Origin of the sequence: Jeotgalibacillus haloalkalitolerans, assembly GCF_034427455.1 — a bacterium.
Taxonomy (GTDB): Bacteria; Bacillota; Bacilli; order Bacillales; family Jeotgalibacillaceae; genus Jeotgalibacillus; species Jeotgalibacillus haloalkalitolerans.
The window spans coordinates 365,303-380,600 of sequence record NZ_JAXQNN010000001.1; the positions used below are offsets into that span (position 1 = coordinate 365,303).

Sequence of the window (15,298 nt, forward strand, 5' to 3'; positions counted from 1 at the left end):
GTGAATATTTTCACAATATAAATAAAAAATAAAATGATAAATATTTTAAAAGAATCTAAATAGCTTTATCCTCACATACCCAAAGAAATGGAAGACAAACATATAAAGAACCCCTGATTCTATAACAGAGTCAGGGGCGTTACTTTTACTTCATTTTTCCATCCTTCAGTAATACCATACTGCTTAATCCATCTACCTCTACACTTTTACCTTTTTCCACAGACAATACTTCAGTGCCTGCTTCTTCACTGTTCACAAGTACTTTCCACGGTCCTTTACCAGGAAGGGAAACGGACACCGCTTCTCTATTTGCGTTATGAACAACAAACAGATGACGGTTCTTTTTCTCCTGCAGTGTATAAGCAATTGTGTTGGCAGGGGAGTCAGCAAATGTCAGGCGTTCATTGATGGCATCTGCATTTGTCAGTCTGAATGCGTCATATTTCTGACGGAGGTCAATTAAGCCTGCCATATAATCTACTTCTTCATCAAATGCAGCACGGCGTTCCCAGTCTAATTGGTTCACACTGTCAGGTGACTGGTAGCTGTTATGGTCTCCACCTTTTGTACGCATGAATTCCTGTCCTGCATGGATAAATGAAATTCCCTGAGATGTTAGTACGATTGAGGAACCAAGCTTGTGCATAGACTTCATTTCCTCAGGTGTTGCATCAGGATTTGTTTTCTCAAGCTTATCCCACAGTGTCAGGTTATCGTGTGCTTCAACATATTGCACAACCTGATCAGGATCACGGTAAGTGGCAAAGCTGTCGTCATACGCAATTCCACCGGCTACACTCTGGCGAATGATGTCTTCCATTCCCTGTTTACCATTGATAAAGCCAGGGTCTGTATCCTCCCAAACGCTTCCTTTTGCACCGTCGCGCAGCGTATCATTGAAATGCGCAACGCGTTCCATATCTTCAGCATTTTTCTGATTTGCTTTCAGCTCTGCATCCAGTGGCGTATTCAGATCCCAGCCTTCTCCAAGAACAATGATAGATGGATCAATCTCATCCAATGCTTCGCGCACTTCGTTCATTGTATCTGTGTCATGAATACCCATTAAATCGAAGCGGAAGCCGTCCATGTCGTATTCTTCAGCCCAGTATGAAACGGAATCCACGATAAATTTCTGCATCATTTTACGTTCAGAAGCTGTATCATTTCCAACGCCAGTACCATTTGCAAGGGAACCATCCTCGTTGTAACGGAAATAGTAGCCCGGTACAAGCTGGTGGAAATTCGATTCATTTACAGCATACATATGGTTGTATACCACATCCATAATGACACCCAGATCTTCTTCATGAAGCGTGTGAATCATTTCTTTTAACTCTTCTACTCTGACTTCAGGATCATAAGGGTCAGTTGAGTATGAACCTTCAGGTGTATTATAGTTTTTCGGATCATACCCCCAGTTGAATTGTGGTGTATCAAGGTTCGTTTCATCAACTGTACGATAATCATAGATTGGCAGGAACTGAACGTGAGACACGCCAAGGTTTAAAATGTGGTCAAGTCCGGTTGCATATCCTTCAGGTCCTGTTGTTCCTTTTTCAGTCACGCCAAGGTATTTCCCTTTGTTTTCAATCCCGCTTTCAGGCTGAATGGAAAGGTCTCTGACATGCAGCTCATAGATCGTCGCATCTTCAGGATTTTCACCCTTAGAGAATGCTTCCCAGCCATCAGGGTTCGTGCGGTCAAGGTCAAGGACTGCACCTTTATCTCCATTTACAGAAGTGGAGCGTACGTAAGGGTCTACTGCTTCTCGCCATTCGTCACCAATCTTTACTTTATACGTATAAAGCTGATTGTGAAGGTCGCCTTCAACGGATGCTGTCCATGTTCCTTTTTCAGCAGCATCCATAACAATTTCTTCGCCTCCAGTCGAATCCCACGCATCATAAAGAACAAGTCGTGCTTCGCTTGCAGTCGGTGCCCACAGACGGAAATCAGTCTGTTCCTCCGTATACGTGTTACCTAAATCATCACCATCATAAAAGTACATCTCATCAAATGATTCTGAACGGATTACTTTACCAACCTGAACAGTTGCGTCACCGAAAAAGTCCGTTTCAATCGTATACGTCTGTGTCAGATCAATATCTTCTACTGTTTCGATCGTCACTTTGTTCGTCACAGGATCTGAGCCTTCAAAAGGACGGATATCTGCAATCGTCAATCCAGTTAACGTAATGCCCGGATCTTCAGCAGCAGTATTAATCGGCAGATTCGTCGTTAATGTAATTTCATTTACTTCATCGATCGTAGCGCTCACAATACGCGGTGTTGAATCAATATATTTGGAATCATAATAAATCCCTTTATCACTTTGAACGATCCAGACCTCAGCTGTACCGTCTTCATTAAGTTTCGTAATATAGCGGTCGCCAAATTCCTGGTCAGCCCAGGCATTATCACCTTCCGTTTTCTTTACGATAAAGCCGACTTTATTAAACAATTCATCACTTGAAACCGTGAAGTTTGCAGTTAATCCAAAGTCATCCTCACCTGTAAACTGGATTTCCTGACCATCACCGTTGTCAGGCCACGCCCACAGGTTCCAGCCCTCATAATTGCCGTCAAAACGGTAGTAGTGAAGTGTTACGTCAACTTCATTGAATTCAGGGAACTCACGATATTCACCGTCCGGCGGGGAAGTGTAAACTGTGTCATCACCGGATTTGATCCAGACCTCAGCAACGCCGGCTTCAGACTCAGCCCAGCGGTCACCACCGTCCTTTTCCCAAGCGTCAGTTCTGACAATAAAACCGATTCGGTCATGCGAACCTTCAAGATCCACAGTGGCGATCTTTCCAAAATCATCTTCGCCTGTAAATTCATGAACCTGACCATCGCCGCCTTCAGGCCATACCCAGAGATTCCAGTCCTGAGTTGAGTCAGGGGCTTCCTCATAATGAACAATCAGTGTTGAATATGTATTGTTTTCTGCCTGTGCAGTGTTTGGGGCAAACGGTTGCACAACCGGCAATAAAGAAACGATCATTAAGAATGATAACCAGCCTGCTAAAAACTTTTTACGATTCACTTACATTCCTCCTAAAGTTTGGTATGGTTAGGATTATAAGGTGAGTATCGTATGATTGAAAGCGTTTGCACAAAAGTTGCACAAAACGAATCCAATGGACTAGTGAACAAATCGTGACTATGTGTTCTGAATGATCTGAAAACAGGAATATTTACATAGGAGGTTGGGATGGATGAAAGTGATTGGATATTTTCTGTCAGGACTCTTAATTGCAACTGCGATCTTTATGATTGCGGGTCCGATTGTTGGTGGTGTGATTGCTTTTGCACTGCTGTTCACAATCCAGCTGGCAAAACCGCTTGAAGAGAAGCCTGCTAAAGACCGGGTGGCTGAGGCGTATGAGAAATATTTAGAGGAGAGAGAAACCGGATCATAGGGGGTCCGGTTTCTTGGTGTAGGAGAAGGCGTTTTTGTTTGTTTAAGGAATAGTGTGCTGAAATGATGTAATTGTGCACAGGAATGATGGAATTCCTCCGCAGCTTGAAGGTATTACCGCGTTTTTGAATCAAATGAAGGAATTATATTTAAAATTGAGTGAATCATTTTCCATATTGAAGCATAAATTTCCAATCTGATGCGATACTTTCTGAAATGAAGGAAGTCCTTCTCCCTCGCCCATACCCAGACTTGTAACCAACCACTTTCACAGCTACCACCCCTCATGAAGTCCCCGTACCGTTTTAATAAATTCCTTTGTCGCATATGGCATATAGCGATTTTTGGCTGAAATAATCCCAAGCACCCAGGGGAAAGGCTTAGACAGATTCACCATTCGGACATCCGGGTCCGCTACACGCCGGCCGATCTGTTCAGGCATTAATGTAACTCCCAGATTTTTTGATACCATGCCCACAATAAAATCCCACTGAGAGCTTTCATAAGCAATTTGCGGTGTAAATCCTTCCTCGATACAAACTTCAATGGTCCGGCTGTTTAACGTGAATTCTTTACTCAACAGTAAAAATGGATCGTTTTTCAGCTCAATCAGATCAATCATATTCCGCTCAGCAAGTGGGTGAGACTTATGGACAAGGAGCTTGATCTCCTGATGGACAAATTCAATAGAATCGAACTTGTTTTCATCAACAGGCAGCAGCACGAAGCCAAGATCAACTTCACCCTCGAGCACTTTTTCCTCAACCCGCTGCGCTCCGACCTCTGTAAGAGAAATCGTCACATCCGGGAACTGCTGCTGAAATTCAGCGATGATACGCGGGAAAAAAAGAGTACTGATAACAGGTGGAAGCCCGATCGTAATCCGTCCTTTTTTCACACTCATTGTGTCATAAAGGGAAATGGATAAATCCTCAATGCTGTTCACGACTTTCTGTGCCTGTGCGAATACAACTTCACCTGCATCAGTTAATGAAATTCTTTTCGCAGACCGATCAATCAAAGTGACTTCCAATTCGTCCTCAAGGTTTTTCACCATTTTACTTAATGTCGGCTGCGTCACGTGCAGCGTCTGTGCTGCCTTTGTGTAGCTTCTTTGCCGTGCGACTTCGATAAAGTATTGCAGCTGCCTGATCTCCATTTTACATTCTCCTATAACTTTTATCTATGGTTATTATAATTATTATTCATTTTACCTATCAAAAAGATCGCGGTAAACTGAAAAACGTAAAACAGTCATAATTTTGCCACAATTTAAGTGGTTTTCTTTTTTTAATAAAAAGTAAGCGTTTACAAGAAGGGGTGGTTGTGTTGAAGACGGTTTATCAGCGTTTTGAAGATGCAGTGAAAGACGTAAAGGACGGCGCTGTCATTATGGTGGGAGGATTCGGATTGGTCGGAATCCCTGAGAATTTAATTCTTGCCCTTGAAGCATCAGGTGTAAAAGATCTGACAGTAATTTCAAACAACTGTGGTGTTGATGACTGGGGACTTGGCAGATTACTAAAAAATAAACAGATTAAGAAGATGATTGGCTCATATGTGGGTGAGAATAAAGAGTTTGAAAGACAGGTGCTTGCCGGGGAGCTGGAGGTTGAACTGACACCCCAGGGAACACTGGCTGAAAAAATCCGGGCAGGCGGTGCAGGAATTCCAGCCTTTTTTACGCCGGCGGGAGTCGGAACCCCAGTTGCAGAAGGGAAAGAGGTACGCTCATTTAACGGGAAGGAATATGTCCTGGAAGGAGCATTGACCGCAGACTTCAGTTTCATCAGAGCACTGAAAGGTGATAAAGCAGGGAACCTCGTTTACAACAAAACGGCACGTAACTTTAATCCGATGATCGCAGCGGCAGGCCGTATCACAGTTGCGGAAGTTGAAGAAGTAGTGGAGATTGGTGAAATTGATCCGGACGCGGTACATACACCCGGCATTTATGTGCAGGGGATCATCCAGGGTGAACAGGAAAAACGGATTGAGCGTGTAACAACGAGATAAGGAGGGGTCATGATGGCAGTGGAATTGGATAAAAAAGCAGTAAGAGAAAAGATTGCAAAGCGTGCAGAAAAAGAGATTCAGGATGGGTTTTACGTCAATCTTGGTATTGGGATGCCAACACTGATTGCGAATCATATTTCAGATAACAAGCAGGTTGTTCTTCAGTCTGAAAATGGTCTGCTCGGAATCGGTGCCTATCCGACAGAAGCAGAACTGGATGCGGACCTGATCAATGCGGGGAAAGAGACTGTCACAGCGATCAAGGGTGCTTCGTACTTTGACAGTGCAGAATCCTTCGCCATGATCCGCGGCGGTCATATTGATATCGCAATCCTCGGCGGCATGGAGGTTGCTGAAAATGGTGATCTGGCTAACTGGATGATACCGGGCAAGATGATTAAAGGCATGGGCGGTGCAATGGACCTTGTTCACGGAGCCAAAAAGACAGTTGTGATCATGGAGCATGTCAACCGTGCAGGGGAATCCAAAGTCTTAACATCCTGCACACTGCCACTCACTGGTCAGGGCGTCGTCAACCGCCTGATCACAGACCGTGCAGTCATAGATGTAACAGACAATGGACTGGTTTTACTCGAAACAGCAGAAGGATGGACGGCGGAAGAAGTAAAATCCTGCACAGAAGCGCCGCTGATACTTCATGAGTCATTTAAAGAGGGTTCATTTTAGAAAAGTTTACTTATCAAGATGCATTTGTTATTGCGCAGCTGTTGATTCTCGTTGCAGGGGGCGGCTTGCAAGAAGGGACGTGTGAGGCCCAGGCGAAGCCTGCGGGCCCAGCGCCCGGCCGCGAAGTCTCCCTGAAGCCGAAATCAACAGCCAACTTTTACAGAGCCACAGAATTAAGGGGGATGGAAAATGCTTAGTATGATTGGATTGATCGTCGGTCTTACGCTACTGATTGTGTTCACAATGAGGGGTATGAACCTGTTGGTAGCAGCACCTTTATGTGCACTGTTTGTTGCGGTCATGAGTGGTCTGCCACTGTTTCCACAGATGGTAGCTGAAGGGGAGATTAACTTTTTAACAAGCTATATGGGAGGGTTTACTGGATTCATCATGGCATGGTTCCCGATGTTCCTGCTTGGGGCAATTTTCGGGAAGGTGATGGAGGATAGCGGAGCAGCTGACAGTGTATCTAAATGGATTGTCAGTAAGCTTGGTTTGAAATATGCAGTGCTGGCGATTGTCGCAGCCTGTGCCATTCTTACATACGGAGGCGTAAGCTTATTCGTTGTTGCGTTCTCTGTCTATCCGATGGCGCTTAGCTTATTTAAAGAAGCGGATCTGCCGAGACGATTCATTCCGGCTGCGCTTGCGTTTGGTTCCGTTACGTTTACGATGACATCTGCAGGTTCACCTGAGATTCAGAACTGGATCCCGATGGAATATATGGATACGAACCAATACGCAGGCTGGGAGGTCAGCATACTTGTTGCTGTATTCATGATGATCTTTGGTTACTGGTGGCTGAAACGGATGATCAATAAAGCTGTAAATAAAGGAGAGCGTTTTAAGGCGCGTGAGGATGATCCGACAATGGTTGACCGGGCATTGCCAAATCCATTTATGGGATTAATCCCGCTTGTTGTTGTACTAATCATCAGTTATATTTTCCACCACGATCTTGGCACATCAGCGTTGATTATTGCGTTATTGAGCGGGATCATTGCGACATATTTATTAAACAGAAAGTATTTTTCAAATGTCAGTAAGGCGCTATCTGATGGAACGATCGGTGCGTTAATTGCCATTGGTAACACTGCAGCAGTTGTAGGATTCGGCGGAGTGGCAAAAGCGGTTCCTGCATTTACAACAGCAGTTGATGCAATGGCTAGTATCCCGGGCAGCCCGCTGATTGGCGGTGCAGTTGCAGTCAGTGTCATTGCCGGTATGACAGGATCAGCATCAGGCGGTCAGACAATTGCACTTCCATTACTTGCACCGGGCTATATCGAGGCAGGTGTGAATCAGGAAGCGTTGCACCGTACAGTAGCGATTTCATCTGGGGCGCTGGATTCACTGCCGCATAATGGCTATGTTGTCACAACAATCCGAGGTATTTGTGGTGAAACGCATAAAGAGGCTTACGGTCCTGTTGCAGTTGTATCTGTCATTGTACCGCTGATAGGACTTGCGATTGCAATTGCATTGTTCTCAATCGGTTTAGGAATCTAATCGCTGGAGGTGATCGTGATGGTCAAAGACAAAGTTGTATTTATAACCGGAGCAGCGAGCGGAATTGGCTATGAAATTGCAGTCGCTTTTGCTAAAGCCGGTGCTAAAATTGTGTTAACAGATATCAATGAGGAAGCAGTTATGAAAGCAGCAGAAGAGCTTAAGGATCAGGGGTGTGATAGCCTGGGTCTGGTGTGTGATGTAACAAAGGAAGACCATATAAAAGAAACGATTAACCAGACAGTGGAGCACTTCGGGAGACTGGATGTGCTGATTAACAATGCAGGCATGCAACATGTTTCAGCCATTGAGGACTTTCCTACAGAAAAGTTTGAGCTGCTGACAAAAATCATGCTCACAGCGCCTTTTATCGCAACAAAGCATGTATTTCCAATTATGAAAAAGCAGGGCGGGGGCCGCATTATTAACATGGCATCCATTAACGGGCTCGTTGGCTTCGCAGGGAAAGCAGCCTACAACAGCGCCAAGCACGGTGTGATCGGTCTGACAAAAGTAGCGGCACTTGAAGGAGCGGAGCACGGCATCACAGTGAACGCTATGTGCCCAGGCTACGTTGACACACCGCTTGTGCGCAACCAGCTTGAAGATCTTGCGCAAAACCGTGGCGTTTCACTGGAAAAGGTCATCGAAGAAGTGATCTACCCGCTTGTCCCGCAAAAACGCCTGCTTGATGTTCAGGAAATCGCGGACTATACGATGTTCTTAGCGAGCGACCAGGCGAGAGGGATTACAGGCCAGGCGGTGGCGTTAGATGGCGGATATACTGCACAGTAATATAGAAAAGCGCAGATGAGCGTTTAGGGGCGTACACGTTGGACTGATGCGCCGGAGATAAAGGAAACACGGCGAACGAAGTGAGCCGATGTTGACTTATCGGACAGAGCAGAAGGAAACGTGCTAGCCACTGCGAATCGGAGCTGGACAACATAGAAAAGCGTAATCAGGCGTTCAGGTCCGACAAGCATAAGACGGCTTGAGAGAAATGGGCGACCTTCCCATTTTCTCAAGGTGGCTTATGACTCGAGGACCTGCCTGCTGGAGCTGGACAAAATAGAAAAGCGCAAGGCGCTCGTTCAAATGGTAGATGGAAAGGACGAAGGAAAAACATATTAAAATGATCGAATTGTGCACCTGAGTGATGAAATTCCTCAGCAGTTTGAAGGTATTACCACGTATTTAAATCAAACGAAGGAATTATAGATAAAATTGAGTGAATCATTTTATATTTTGAGTGATAAAAATTCAAATTGATGGATAACTTTCTGTATTGAAGGAAATCACGATCATGTCTGGAAAAGATTACCAATATGTACGAGGAAAAAAGCCCTTGATACTCTTCACAACCAGGTGAGGGGCATCAAGGGCTTTTCTATTGTTCAGGCATAAACATAAAATTTTATCAGGTCTGCCAGTCCCTGATCATCTTCACTAACCGGAGATTGAAAAATGCCAATGACCAGATCCATAAACTCTCCCCGAAACAAAAAAGCGAAAATTAAAATCACACTAATCAAAATTGCTGCAAGAAATAATATGTACATAGACCATTTCCCTGCCAGCTGAGCCATCAATCTCCCTCCTAAAATACACTTATATGTATTAGACGTTAAAATAAGGAAAAAGTTTCGTATTTTCTGAAAAATGTTTTGATTTATTTTTTTGGGTAAATCAAATAGGATAAGATTAGATGAATGGAAAGAGGGAAACATATGATTTCGATTGCGCTGCCGGCGGCTGTCATAGCTGCAGTCATCGGACTAATAGCAATAGCACGTGATAATAAAAAGAAAAAACGTTCAACAGCAAAACGCTTGATGGTGGTACTGTTTTGGATTTACGTCACAGCAGTGGTTCACGTAACACTCGGAACACTCTCATATCCGCCGAACCCTGATGCCCCGCTCAGAATCCAGCTTGAACCGCTGTATTTCTTAGATGAGTGGGCAACATACCGTAATCATCAGAGTGTATCATTCTTTCAAAACGCAAGCTTAACATTCTATAATTTCATTATGTTTATGCCGTATGGATTTTTCTTAGCGGCTCTATTCAAAAAAAGATTTTTCAAATCGCTGTTGATTCTATTTTTCACAAGCCTGCTGATTGAAACGACCCAACTGGTCCTGTCCTACCTTGGAATCGCATGGATGAGAGGCTTTAACGTAGACGATCTGATTATGAATACAGCCGGCGGAATACTTGTGTACCTTTTTGTAAGAATCATATTGATCATACAGGGTAAAAATAGAAGGTCAGGAAAGACAGGTAAATGATATTCATCAAGCAACTTTAAGCGTAGCGAAACGGTTTTAGAGCCTGAGACAACTTTTGTCCAGGCTTTTTATATACATTCAAACACCTCCTCAACAAGTCCTATATATAATAGAAGGATTGCAGTCAAACGCTCATTGCGATAATCTATTTCCTAAGGGTTGAATGTTCAGATAAAAAAGAATTGATAAAAAGCTTCATTGTAAAGGAGGGGTTTGATGGGTGTTACATATCATCCGCTTGGCGATCAGGCGGTACTGATTCACTTCAAGCAGGAAGTGAGCAGTGAAGTGCTGGCAGAAGTCCAATGCCTGAAACAAGCGATTCAAAAAGAGCAGCCGGACTGGTTGTATGAAGCAGTCCCAGGCTATGCATCCCTGGCTGTACATTATGATCTGACGCAGCTGGTCCAGGAAAAAGATCCTTATGAATACGTTGTATCTTTTCTCAAAGGAAAAGCAAATGCGCTGGAAACAAGTAATAGTTTCAAACAGCGTACGGTAAAAATACCGGTCTGTTATGGCGGCGAGCTAGGTCCTGATCTTGAAGAAGTCGCTGAGCATGCAGGCATCTCAGCTGAAGAAGTGATCAAACGTCATCAAAACGGTGATTATACCGTTTATATGCTGGGCTTTGCACCAGGTTTTCCTTATATAGGCGGGCTTGATCCAGCCATTGCAGCTCCGCGTAAAAATAATCCGAGAACAGCGATTCCAGCAGGGTCTGTGGGGATTGCAGGCAAGCAGACAGGCGTATACTCCATTGAAACGCCGGGAGGATGGCAGATCATCGGCAGAACACCTGAAAAGCTGTTTGATTTAAACAGAGATGAATCGTTCCTTTTAAAAGCAGGGGACAGAATCGAATTTTATGCTATTACAGAAAAAGAATTTGAGGAGTGGCAGCGATGATTAAAGTAGTAGAGCCAGGGCTGCTGTCTTCAATTCAGGATAATGGCCGCCGTGGACATCAGGAGTCCGGCATAATTATTTCAGGCGTCATGGATACATTCTCTTTACGTATTGCGAACATGCTTGTCGGTAACCCGGAAGATGAGGCGGGACTTGAAATCACCTTAACGGGTCCAACCATTGAATTTCTGGAAGACCAGCTGATTGCCATTTGTGGAGCGGATTTCTCAGCCACGATCGATGATCAGCCGGCACCTTTATGGCGTCCGGTAGCAGTGAAAAAGGGCAGCACCCTGCATATGAAGTTTTCCAAAGTGGGCTGCAGAGGTGTTATTGCAGTCGGAGGAGGCTTTGACATACCAAAGGTGCTTGGCAGTAAATCTACATATCTGAGGGCTAACATCGGGGGCTTTAAAGGACGCAGCCTCGAAAAAGAGGATATCATTCAGTCTGGAGAGCGCAGCAGCCAATCAGAGAGAATTTTTAAGAGCGTAATCAATCATCCTGTGAAATGGTCTGTTTCCAATGCTTATACCCATAATGTTTATGACCGCTCAGTGATGAGAGTGATTCCCGGTAAACAATATCATGATTTTACAGAAGAAAGCAGAAACTGTTTCTTTGAACAGGATTACAAAATCTCCAAACAATCTGACCGGATGGGCTTCAGGTTAGATGGTGACAATCTTGAATGCGGGCTGAATGGGGACATGCTGTCAGAAGGAGTGGCATTCGGAACGATACAGGTGCCTGCAGATGGACAGCCGATTATTTTACTCGCAGACAGGCAGACACTTGGCGGGTACCCAAAAATCGGGCAGATTGCTTCTGTAGACTTACCTGCACTGATTCAGAAAAAACCTGGTGAAGCAATCCGATTTGAGGAAATCTCAATTCAGGATGCTCAAAATCTATTTAAACAGCGTGAAAAAGAATGGCAGGAATTAAAACAGATGATCAATATCAAACTGGAGGGATTAGATGGTTAAGATCGATCTGAACTGTGATATGGGGGAGAGCTTTGGCGCTTATAAAATGGGAAATGATGCTGAAGTCCTAAAATATATCACTTCTGCAAATATTGCATGCGGCTATCATGCCGGGGATCCCTCAGTCATGAGAAAAACGGTAGAGCTGGCGCTTAAAAGCGGAACAGCGATTGGTGCGCATCCGGGATTCCCGGACCTTGGCGGCTTTGGCAGGCGTAACATGAACGTATCAGAAGAAGAAGCATACGACTTGACGCTGTATCAGATTGGTGCACTCTACGGCTTTGTGAAAGCGCAGGGAGGAACGCTTCAGCATGTAAAGCCGCATGGTGCACTCTATAATGCAGCTGCAAAAGACGCAAAACTTGCCCATGCAATCGCTAAAGCGGTATATGACCTGGATCCGGGGCTGATCTTATTTGGGTTATCGGGCGGGGAGCTGGTCCGTGCCGGAAAGCAAATCGGACTGAAGACGGCTTCAGAAGTATTTGCTGACAGAACATATCAGCCGGACGGTTCCTTAACGCCAAGATCACAAAGCAACGCACTCATTGAGGATGATGAACAGGCTGTCAACCAGGTGGTGCGGATGGTAAAAGAAGGCATTGTACGTGGTGTGGATGACAAAAATATCAGTATTGAGGCAGACACTGTCTGTATTCACGGTGATGGCGCCCATGCACTTGCATTTGCGGAAAAGATTAATCAGCGGTTACGAGAAGAAAATATCAGTATGCAAAGCTTAAAATAAATGGTTTAAGCCCATGATGCCTTTAGTCAGCAGGATATGCCGGCTAAAGGCATCAGGAGCTTTATAGACGAACAGGAAAGGAATGACAACTATGAAAAAACCGGAATCTAACCGCAGTATCCTGCTCGGTGCTGCATTTCTGATGGCGACATCTGCCGTCGGACCAGGGTTTTTAACTCAAACAACTACATTCACACAGACACTTGCAGCAAGTTTTGGGTTTGTGATCTTGATCTCTATTATTATTGATATTGGTGTACAGATGAATATCTGGCGTATCATCACAGTTTCCGGTAAACGCGCGCAGGAAATCGCCAATGAAGTGCTCCCGGGGCTTGGTGTTGTGCTGGCCGGACTTGTTGTACTCGGCGGGCTTGCGTTTAACATCGGAAACATCGGGGGAGCGGGGCTTGGGACCAACGTACTTTTCGGCGTTTCTCCTGAAATGGGTGCCCTGTTCAGTGGACTGATCGCGATCGGGATCTTCCTTGTGCGGGAAGCCGCGCGTATCATGGACCGCTTTATCCAGGTGCTTGGTTTCCTCATGATTGGACTCACTGTATTTGTGATGTTCCAATCGCAGCCGCCAATTGGAGAAGCGATTACGCGCTCATTTGTTCCTGAAACTGTAGACTTTCTGGCAATTGTTACACTGGTCGGCGGTACAGTCGGCGGATACATTACATTTGCAGGGGGACACAGACTGCTTGATGCAGGTCTGAGCGGTACGAAAAATATACCTGAAGTCAATAAAAGTGCAGTATCTGCGATCGGACTCGCTTCGATCATCAGAATCTTTCTATTCCTTGCAACACTTGGCGTCGTGGCACAGGGCCTTGAAATTAATCCGGACAACCCGCCTGCATCTGTGTTCCAGCTTGCAGCAGGTAACATTGGATATAAAATTTTCGGTGTTGTGATGTGGTCAGCTGCAATCAGTTCAGTCATCGGGGCTGCTTATACGTCAGTTTCCTTTATCAAGACGTTCAGCCCGGTTTTAGCAAAGTATGAGAAGTTTCTGATTGTCGGTTTCATTACGGCTTCTACAGCGATCTTTACTTCAATCGGTCAACCAGTTACATTGCTGATTCTTGCTGGTGCGTTAAATGGGCTGATTCTTCCAATTTCACTTGGTGTGATATTGCTTGCAGCCCATAATAAGAAAATTGTTGGTGATTACAGTCATCCGAAGTGGCTAACAGGGTTTGGGATCCTGATTGTAGTTGTCATGGCTTATCTGGGCGGTTATACGATGATTAATCAGCTGCCTGAGCTATTTTCATAAAATAGTAAAAAACCAGGATGAGTTCATCCTGGTTTTTTGAGTGATGGAAACATGCCTGTTTGTTGAATGTATTCAGGGCAACAGGGTAGCGATCTGCGCTGAAGTTGTCGCGATTCGCCCGGGAAGATGTCGCTTTCTTTGCTGAGCTTGTAGCAATCCGTCAGGGAACTCGTCGATTTCCCCGCTAAAGCTGTCGTAATTAAGCGTTCCTGTTGTAATATCCACTCACAGAGTTGCTTCACCACACACTCTTCATGCTTTTAAGAAACCAAAGAAAGTTTCCCAGGGGCATTTCAAACCTATAGTGCCGGAAGCTGTTTGTTGCTTTCCCCGCTGAACTTGTAGCAATTCGCCCGGAAAGATGTAGCGATCCACCCGGGAAGATGTCGCTTTCTTCGCTGAGCTTGTAGCAATCCGTCAGGGAACTCGTCGATTTCCCCGCTAAACTTGTCCCAATCTATGCTCAGGTTGTAGCAATCCACCCAAGGACTCCTCACTTCTTTTGATCAAGTTGTACGCTGAACCATTCAAGCAGATCTTTATTCACAATATCCTGTGAAGAAAACGGGACATAAATGAGCTCCTGCTTTTTAAAAGTATCTTTAATTCTTTCAAGGTGCGGCTTCTCATGCTTTTTACGCTCCTGCATAAAGGTGCCGTCAACATCATCAGGCAGTACTTTATTGATAATCAGCGTTTTGACATGAAGATCATACTGATCGAGCAGCTGAAGTGCTTTCTCTGTTTCAAGAATCGGCAGCCGTTCAGGGTTTAAGACAAATACAAAGCCTGTTTCCTTAGAATCAAGCAGAATTTCTCTCGCCTTGGAGAAACGGTCCTGGCGTGTTCTGAGTACATCATAGATCGGGTCTTCAACAGGCTCTCCGTCATTTAAAAGCGCAGCGTAGTTCTCATTTGTTTTCCTGCGCTTCTCAAGCAGCCCCTCAATCCAGATGCCCATCAGTTCAGGCAGCGTTAAAAGGCGGATCGTATGGCCAGTTGGTGCTGTATCAAAAATGATTTTATCGAACTTTTCTCGCTCCTCTAAGACAATCGAAATCAATTTATCAAACAGGGCAGCCTCATCAGCACCGGGTGAAGACTTCGCCGTATCAAGCTGTCTGTGAACTTCTTCCATCATACCGGCGTGCACAACGCCTTTAATATTCGCTTTTACGCCTTTAATATAGTTCGCCGTTTCAATTTCAGGATCAATTTCAAGCGCGAACAAATTTGGTGCAATTTCTTTGTTTTTACCACCGATTTTCCGGTCAAAAATATCACCAACATTATGGGCAGGGTCAGTGGAAACAAGCAGTGTGCGGTAGCCCTGTTTCGCAGATTTCCATGCAATGGCAGCAGCAGACGTCGATTTTCCGACGCCTCCTTTGCCACCGACAAATAAGATATTGTTCTTTAAGATATTCATCA

General features: G+C 44.8%; 14 protein-coding genes. 10 read left to right on the plus strand and 4 right to left on the minus strand.

Translation table 11 applies throughout. The annotated features are described in order from the left end of the window. Positions 1–145 precede the first annotated feature (145 nt). Positions 146–3,010: a type I pullulanase gene (pulA, locus tag UFB30_RS01780; RefSeq protein ID WP_435390790.1), complete on the minus strand. Its 2,865-nt coding sequence runs from the start codon at positions 3,008–3,010 to the stop codon at positions 146–148. A 214-nt stretch (positions 3,011–3,224) separates the two neighbouring features. On the opposite strand from pulA, the gene UFB30_RS01785 reads away from it, so the two are divergent. Next, on the plus strand, positions 3,225–3,428 hold the full coding sequence (locus tag UFB30_RS01785) for a hypothetical protein (RefSeq protein ID WP_322419956.1): 204 nt from the start codon (positions 3,225–3,227) through the stop codon (positions 3,426–3,428). A 273-nt stretch (positions 3,429–3,701) separates the two neighbouring features. Here the strand turns inward: UFB30_RS01785 and UFB30_RS01790 are convergent, their stop codons facing one another. Then, a complete protein-coding gene (locus UFB30_RS01790) occupies positions 3,702–4,586 on the minus strand; it encodes a LysR family transcriptional regulator (RefSeq protein ID WP_322419957.1) in 885 nt (294 codons plus the stop codon). Positions 4,587–4,756: 170 nt separating this feature from the next. On the opposite strand from UFB30_RS01790, the gene UFB30_RS01795 reads away from it, so the two are divergent. From UFB30_RS01795 to UFB30_RS01810, 4 genes are all read left to right on the plus strand, one after another. Further along, on the plus strand, positions 4,757–5,443 hold the full coding sequence (locus UFB30_RS01795) for a CoA transferase subunit A (RefSeq protein WP_322419958.1): 687 nt from the start codon (positions 4,757–4,759) through the stop codon (positions 5,441–5,443). Between the two features lie 12 nt (positions 5,444–5,455). After that, positions 5,456–6,130 carry a 3-oxoacid CoA-transferase subunit B gene (locus UFB30_RS01800; RefSeq protein ID WP_322419959.1) on the plus strand — a complete coding sequence of 225 codons (675 nt, stop codon included), beginning with the start codon at positions 5,456–5,458 and terminating at the stop codon, positions 6,128–6,130. Positions 6,131–6,319: 189 nt separating this feature from the next. After that, positions 6,320–7,639 (plus strand): GntP family permease, encoded by a 1,320-nt coding sequence (locus tag UFB30_RS01805; protein WP_322419960.1) that lies wholly within the window; start codon positions 6,320–6,322, stop codon positions 7,637–7,639. 18 nt (positions 7,640–7,657) lie between these two features. Then, positions 7,658–8,434, plus strand: coding sequence for a 3-hydroxybutyrate dehydrogenase (locus tag UFB30_RS01810; RefSeq protein WP_322419961.1), 777 nt, complete (start codon positions 7,658–7,660; stop codon positions 8,432–8,434). A 602-nt stretch (positions 8,435–9,036) separates the two neighbouring features. Here the strand turns inward: UFB30_RS01810 and UFB30_RS01815 are convergent. Continuing rightward, positions 9,037–9,228, minus strand: coding sequence for a hypothetical protein (locus UFB30_RS01815; RefSeq protein WP_322419962.1), 192 nt, complete (start codon positions 9,226–9,228; stop codon positions 9,037–9,039). A 141-nt stretch (positions 9,229–9,369) separates the two neighbouring features. On the opposite strand from UFB30_RS01815, the gene UFB30_RS01820 reads away from it, so the two are divergent. From UFB30_RS01820 to UFB30_RS01840, 5 genes are all read left to right on the plus strand, one after another. Next, positions 9,370–9,933, plus strand: coding sequence for a VanZ family protein (locus UFB30_RS01820; protein WP_322419963.1), 564 nt, complete (start codon positions 9,370–9,372; stop codon positions 9,931–9,933). A gap of 216 nt (positions 9,934–10,149) precedes the next feature. Continuing rightward, complete coding sequence (gene pxpB / locus UFB30_RS01825; protein WP_322419964.1) at positions 10,150–10,842, plus strand: 5-oxoprolinase subunit PxpB; 693 nt, start codon at positions 10,150–10,152, stop codon at positions 10,840–10,842. Next, positions 10,839–11,831, plus strand: coding sequence for a 5-oxoprolinase subunit C family protein (locus UFB30_RS01830; RefSeq protein ID WP_322419965.1), 993 nt, complete (start codon positions 10,839–10,841; stop codon positions 11,829–11,831). Before pxpB ends, UFB30_RS01830 begins: the two co-directional genes overlap by 4 nt. Next, positions 11,824–12,582, plus strand: coding sequence for a 5-oxoprolinase subunit PxpA (locus tag UFB30_RS01835; protein WP_322419966.1), 759 nt, complete (start codon positions 11,824–11,826; stop codon positions 12,580–12,582). Before UFB30_RS01830 ends, UFB30_RS01835 begins: the two co-directional genes overlap by 8 nt. Positions 12,583–12,673: 91 nt before the next feature. Further along, positions 12,674–13,867 carry an NRAMP family divalent metal transporter gene (locus UFB30_RS01840; RefSeq protein ID WP_322419967.1) on the plus strand — a complete coding sequence of 398 codons (1,194 nt, stop codon included), beginning with the start codon at positions 12,674–12,676 and terminating at the stop codon, positions 13,865–13,867. Positions 13,868–14,360: 493 nt separating this feature from the next. On the opposite strand, the gene UFB30_RS01845 is transcribed toward UFB30_RS01840, so the two are convergent. Further along, positions 14,361–15,296 carry an ArsA family ATPase gene (locus UFB30_RS01845; protein ID WP_322419968.1) on the minus strand — a complete coding sequence of 312 codons (936 nt, stop codon included), beginning with the start codon at positions 15,294–15,296 and terminating at the stop codon, positions 14,361–14,363. Positions 15,297–15,298: the final 2 nt, after the last annotated feature.

Excerpts from the sequence above, each read along its gene's own strand:
- UFB30_RS01815 (WP_322419962.1), bottom strand. The coding sequence starts at position 9,228 with ATGGCTCAGCTGGCAGGGAAATGGTCTATGTACATATTATTTCTTGCA.
- UFB30_RS01805 (WP_322419960.1), top strand. The coding sequence starts at position 6,320 with ATGCTTAGTATGATTGGATTGATCGTCGGTCTTACGCTACTGATTGTG.
- UFB30_RS01790 (WP_322419957.1), bottom strand. The coding sequence starts at position 4,586 with ATGGAGATCAGGCAGCTGCAATACTTTATCGAAGTCGCACGGCAAAGA.
- UFB30_RS01785 (WP_322419956.1), top strand. The coding sequence starts at position 3,225 with ATGAAAGTGATTGGATATTTTCTGTCAGGACTCTTAATTGCAACTGCG.
- UFB30_RS01800 (WP_322419959.1), top strand. The coding sequence starts at position 5,456 with ATGGCAGTGGAATTGGATAAAAAAGCAGTAAGAGAAAAGATTGCAAAG.
- UFB30_RS01835 (WP_322419966.1), top strand. The coding sequence starts at position 11,824 with ATGGTTAAGATCGATCTGAACTGTGATATGGGGGAGAGCTTTGGCGCT.
- UFB30_RS01845 (WP_322419968.1), bottom strand. The coding sequence starts at position 15,296 with ATGAATATCTTAAAGAACAATATCTTATTTGTCGGTGGCAAAGGAGGC.
- UFB30_RS01840 (WP_322419967.1), top strand. The coding sequence starts at position 12,674 with ATGAAAAAACCGGAATCTAACCGCAGTATCCTGCTCGGTGCTGCATTT.
- pulA (WP_435390790.1), bottom strand. The coding sequence starts at position 3,010 with ATGATCGTTTCTTTATTGCCGGTTGTGCAACCGTTTGCCCCAAACACT.
- UFB30_RS01810 (WP_322419961.1), top strand. The coding sequence starts at position 7,658 with ATGGTCAAAGACAAAGTTGTATTTATAACCGGAGCAGCGAGCGGAATT.
- UFB30_RS01820 (WP_322419963.1), top strand. The coding sequence starts at position 9,370 with ATGATTTCGATTGCGCTGCCGGCGGCTGTCATAGCTGCAGTCATCGGA.
- pxpB (WP_322419964.1), top strand. The coding sequence starts at position 10,150 with ATGGGTGTTACATATCATCCGCTTGGCGATCAGGCGGTACTGATTCAC.
- UFB30_RS01830 (WP_322419965.1), top strand. The coding sequence starts at position 10,839 with ATGATTAAAGTAGTAGAGCCAGGGCTGCTGTCTTCAATTCAGGATAAT.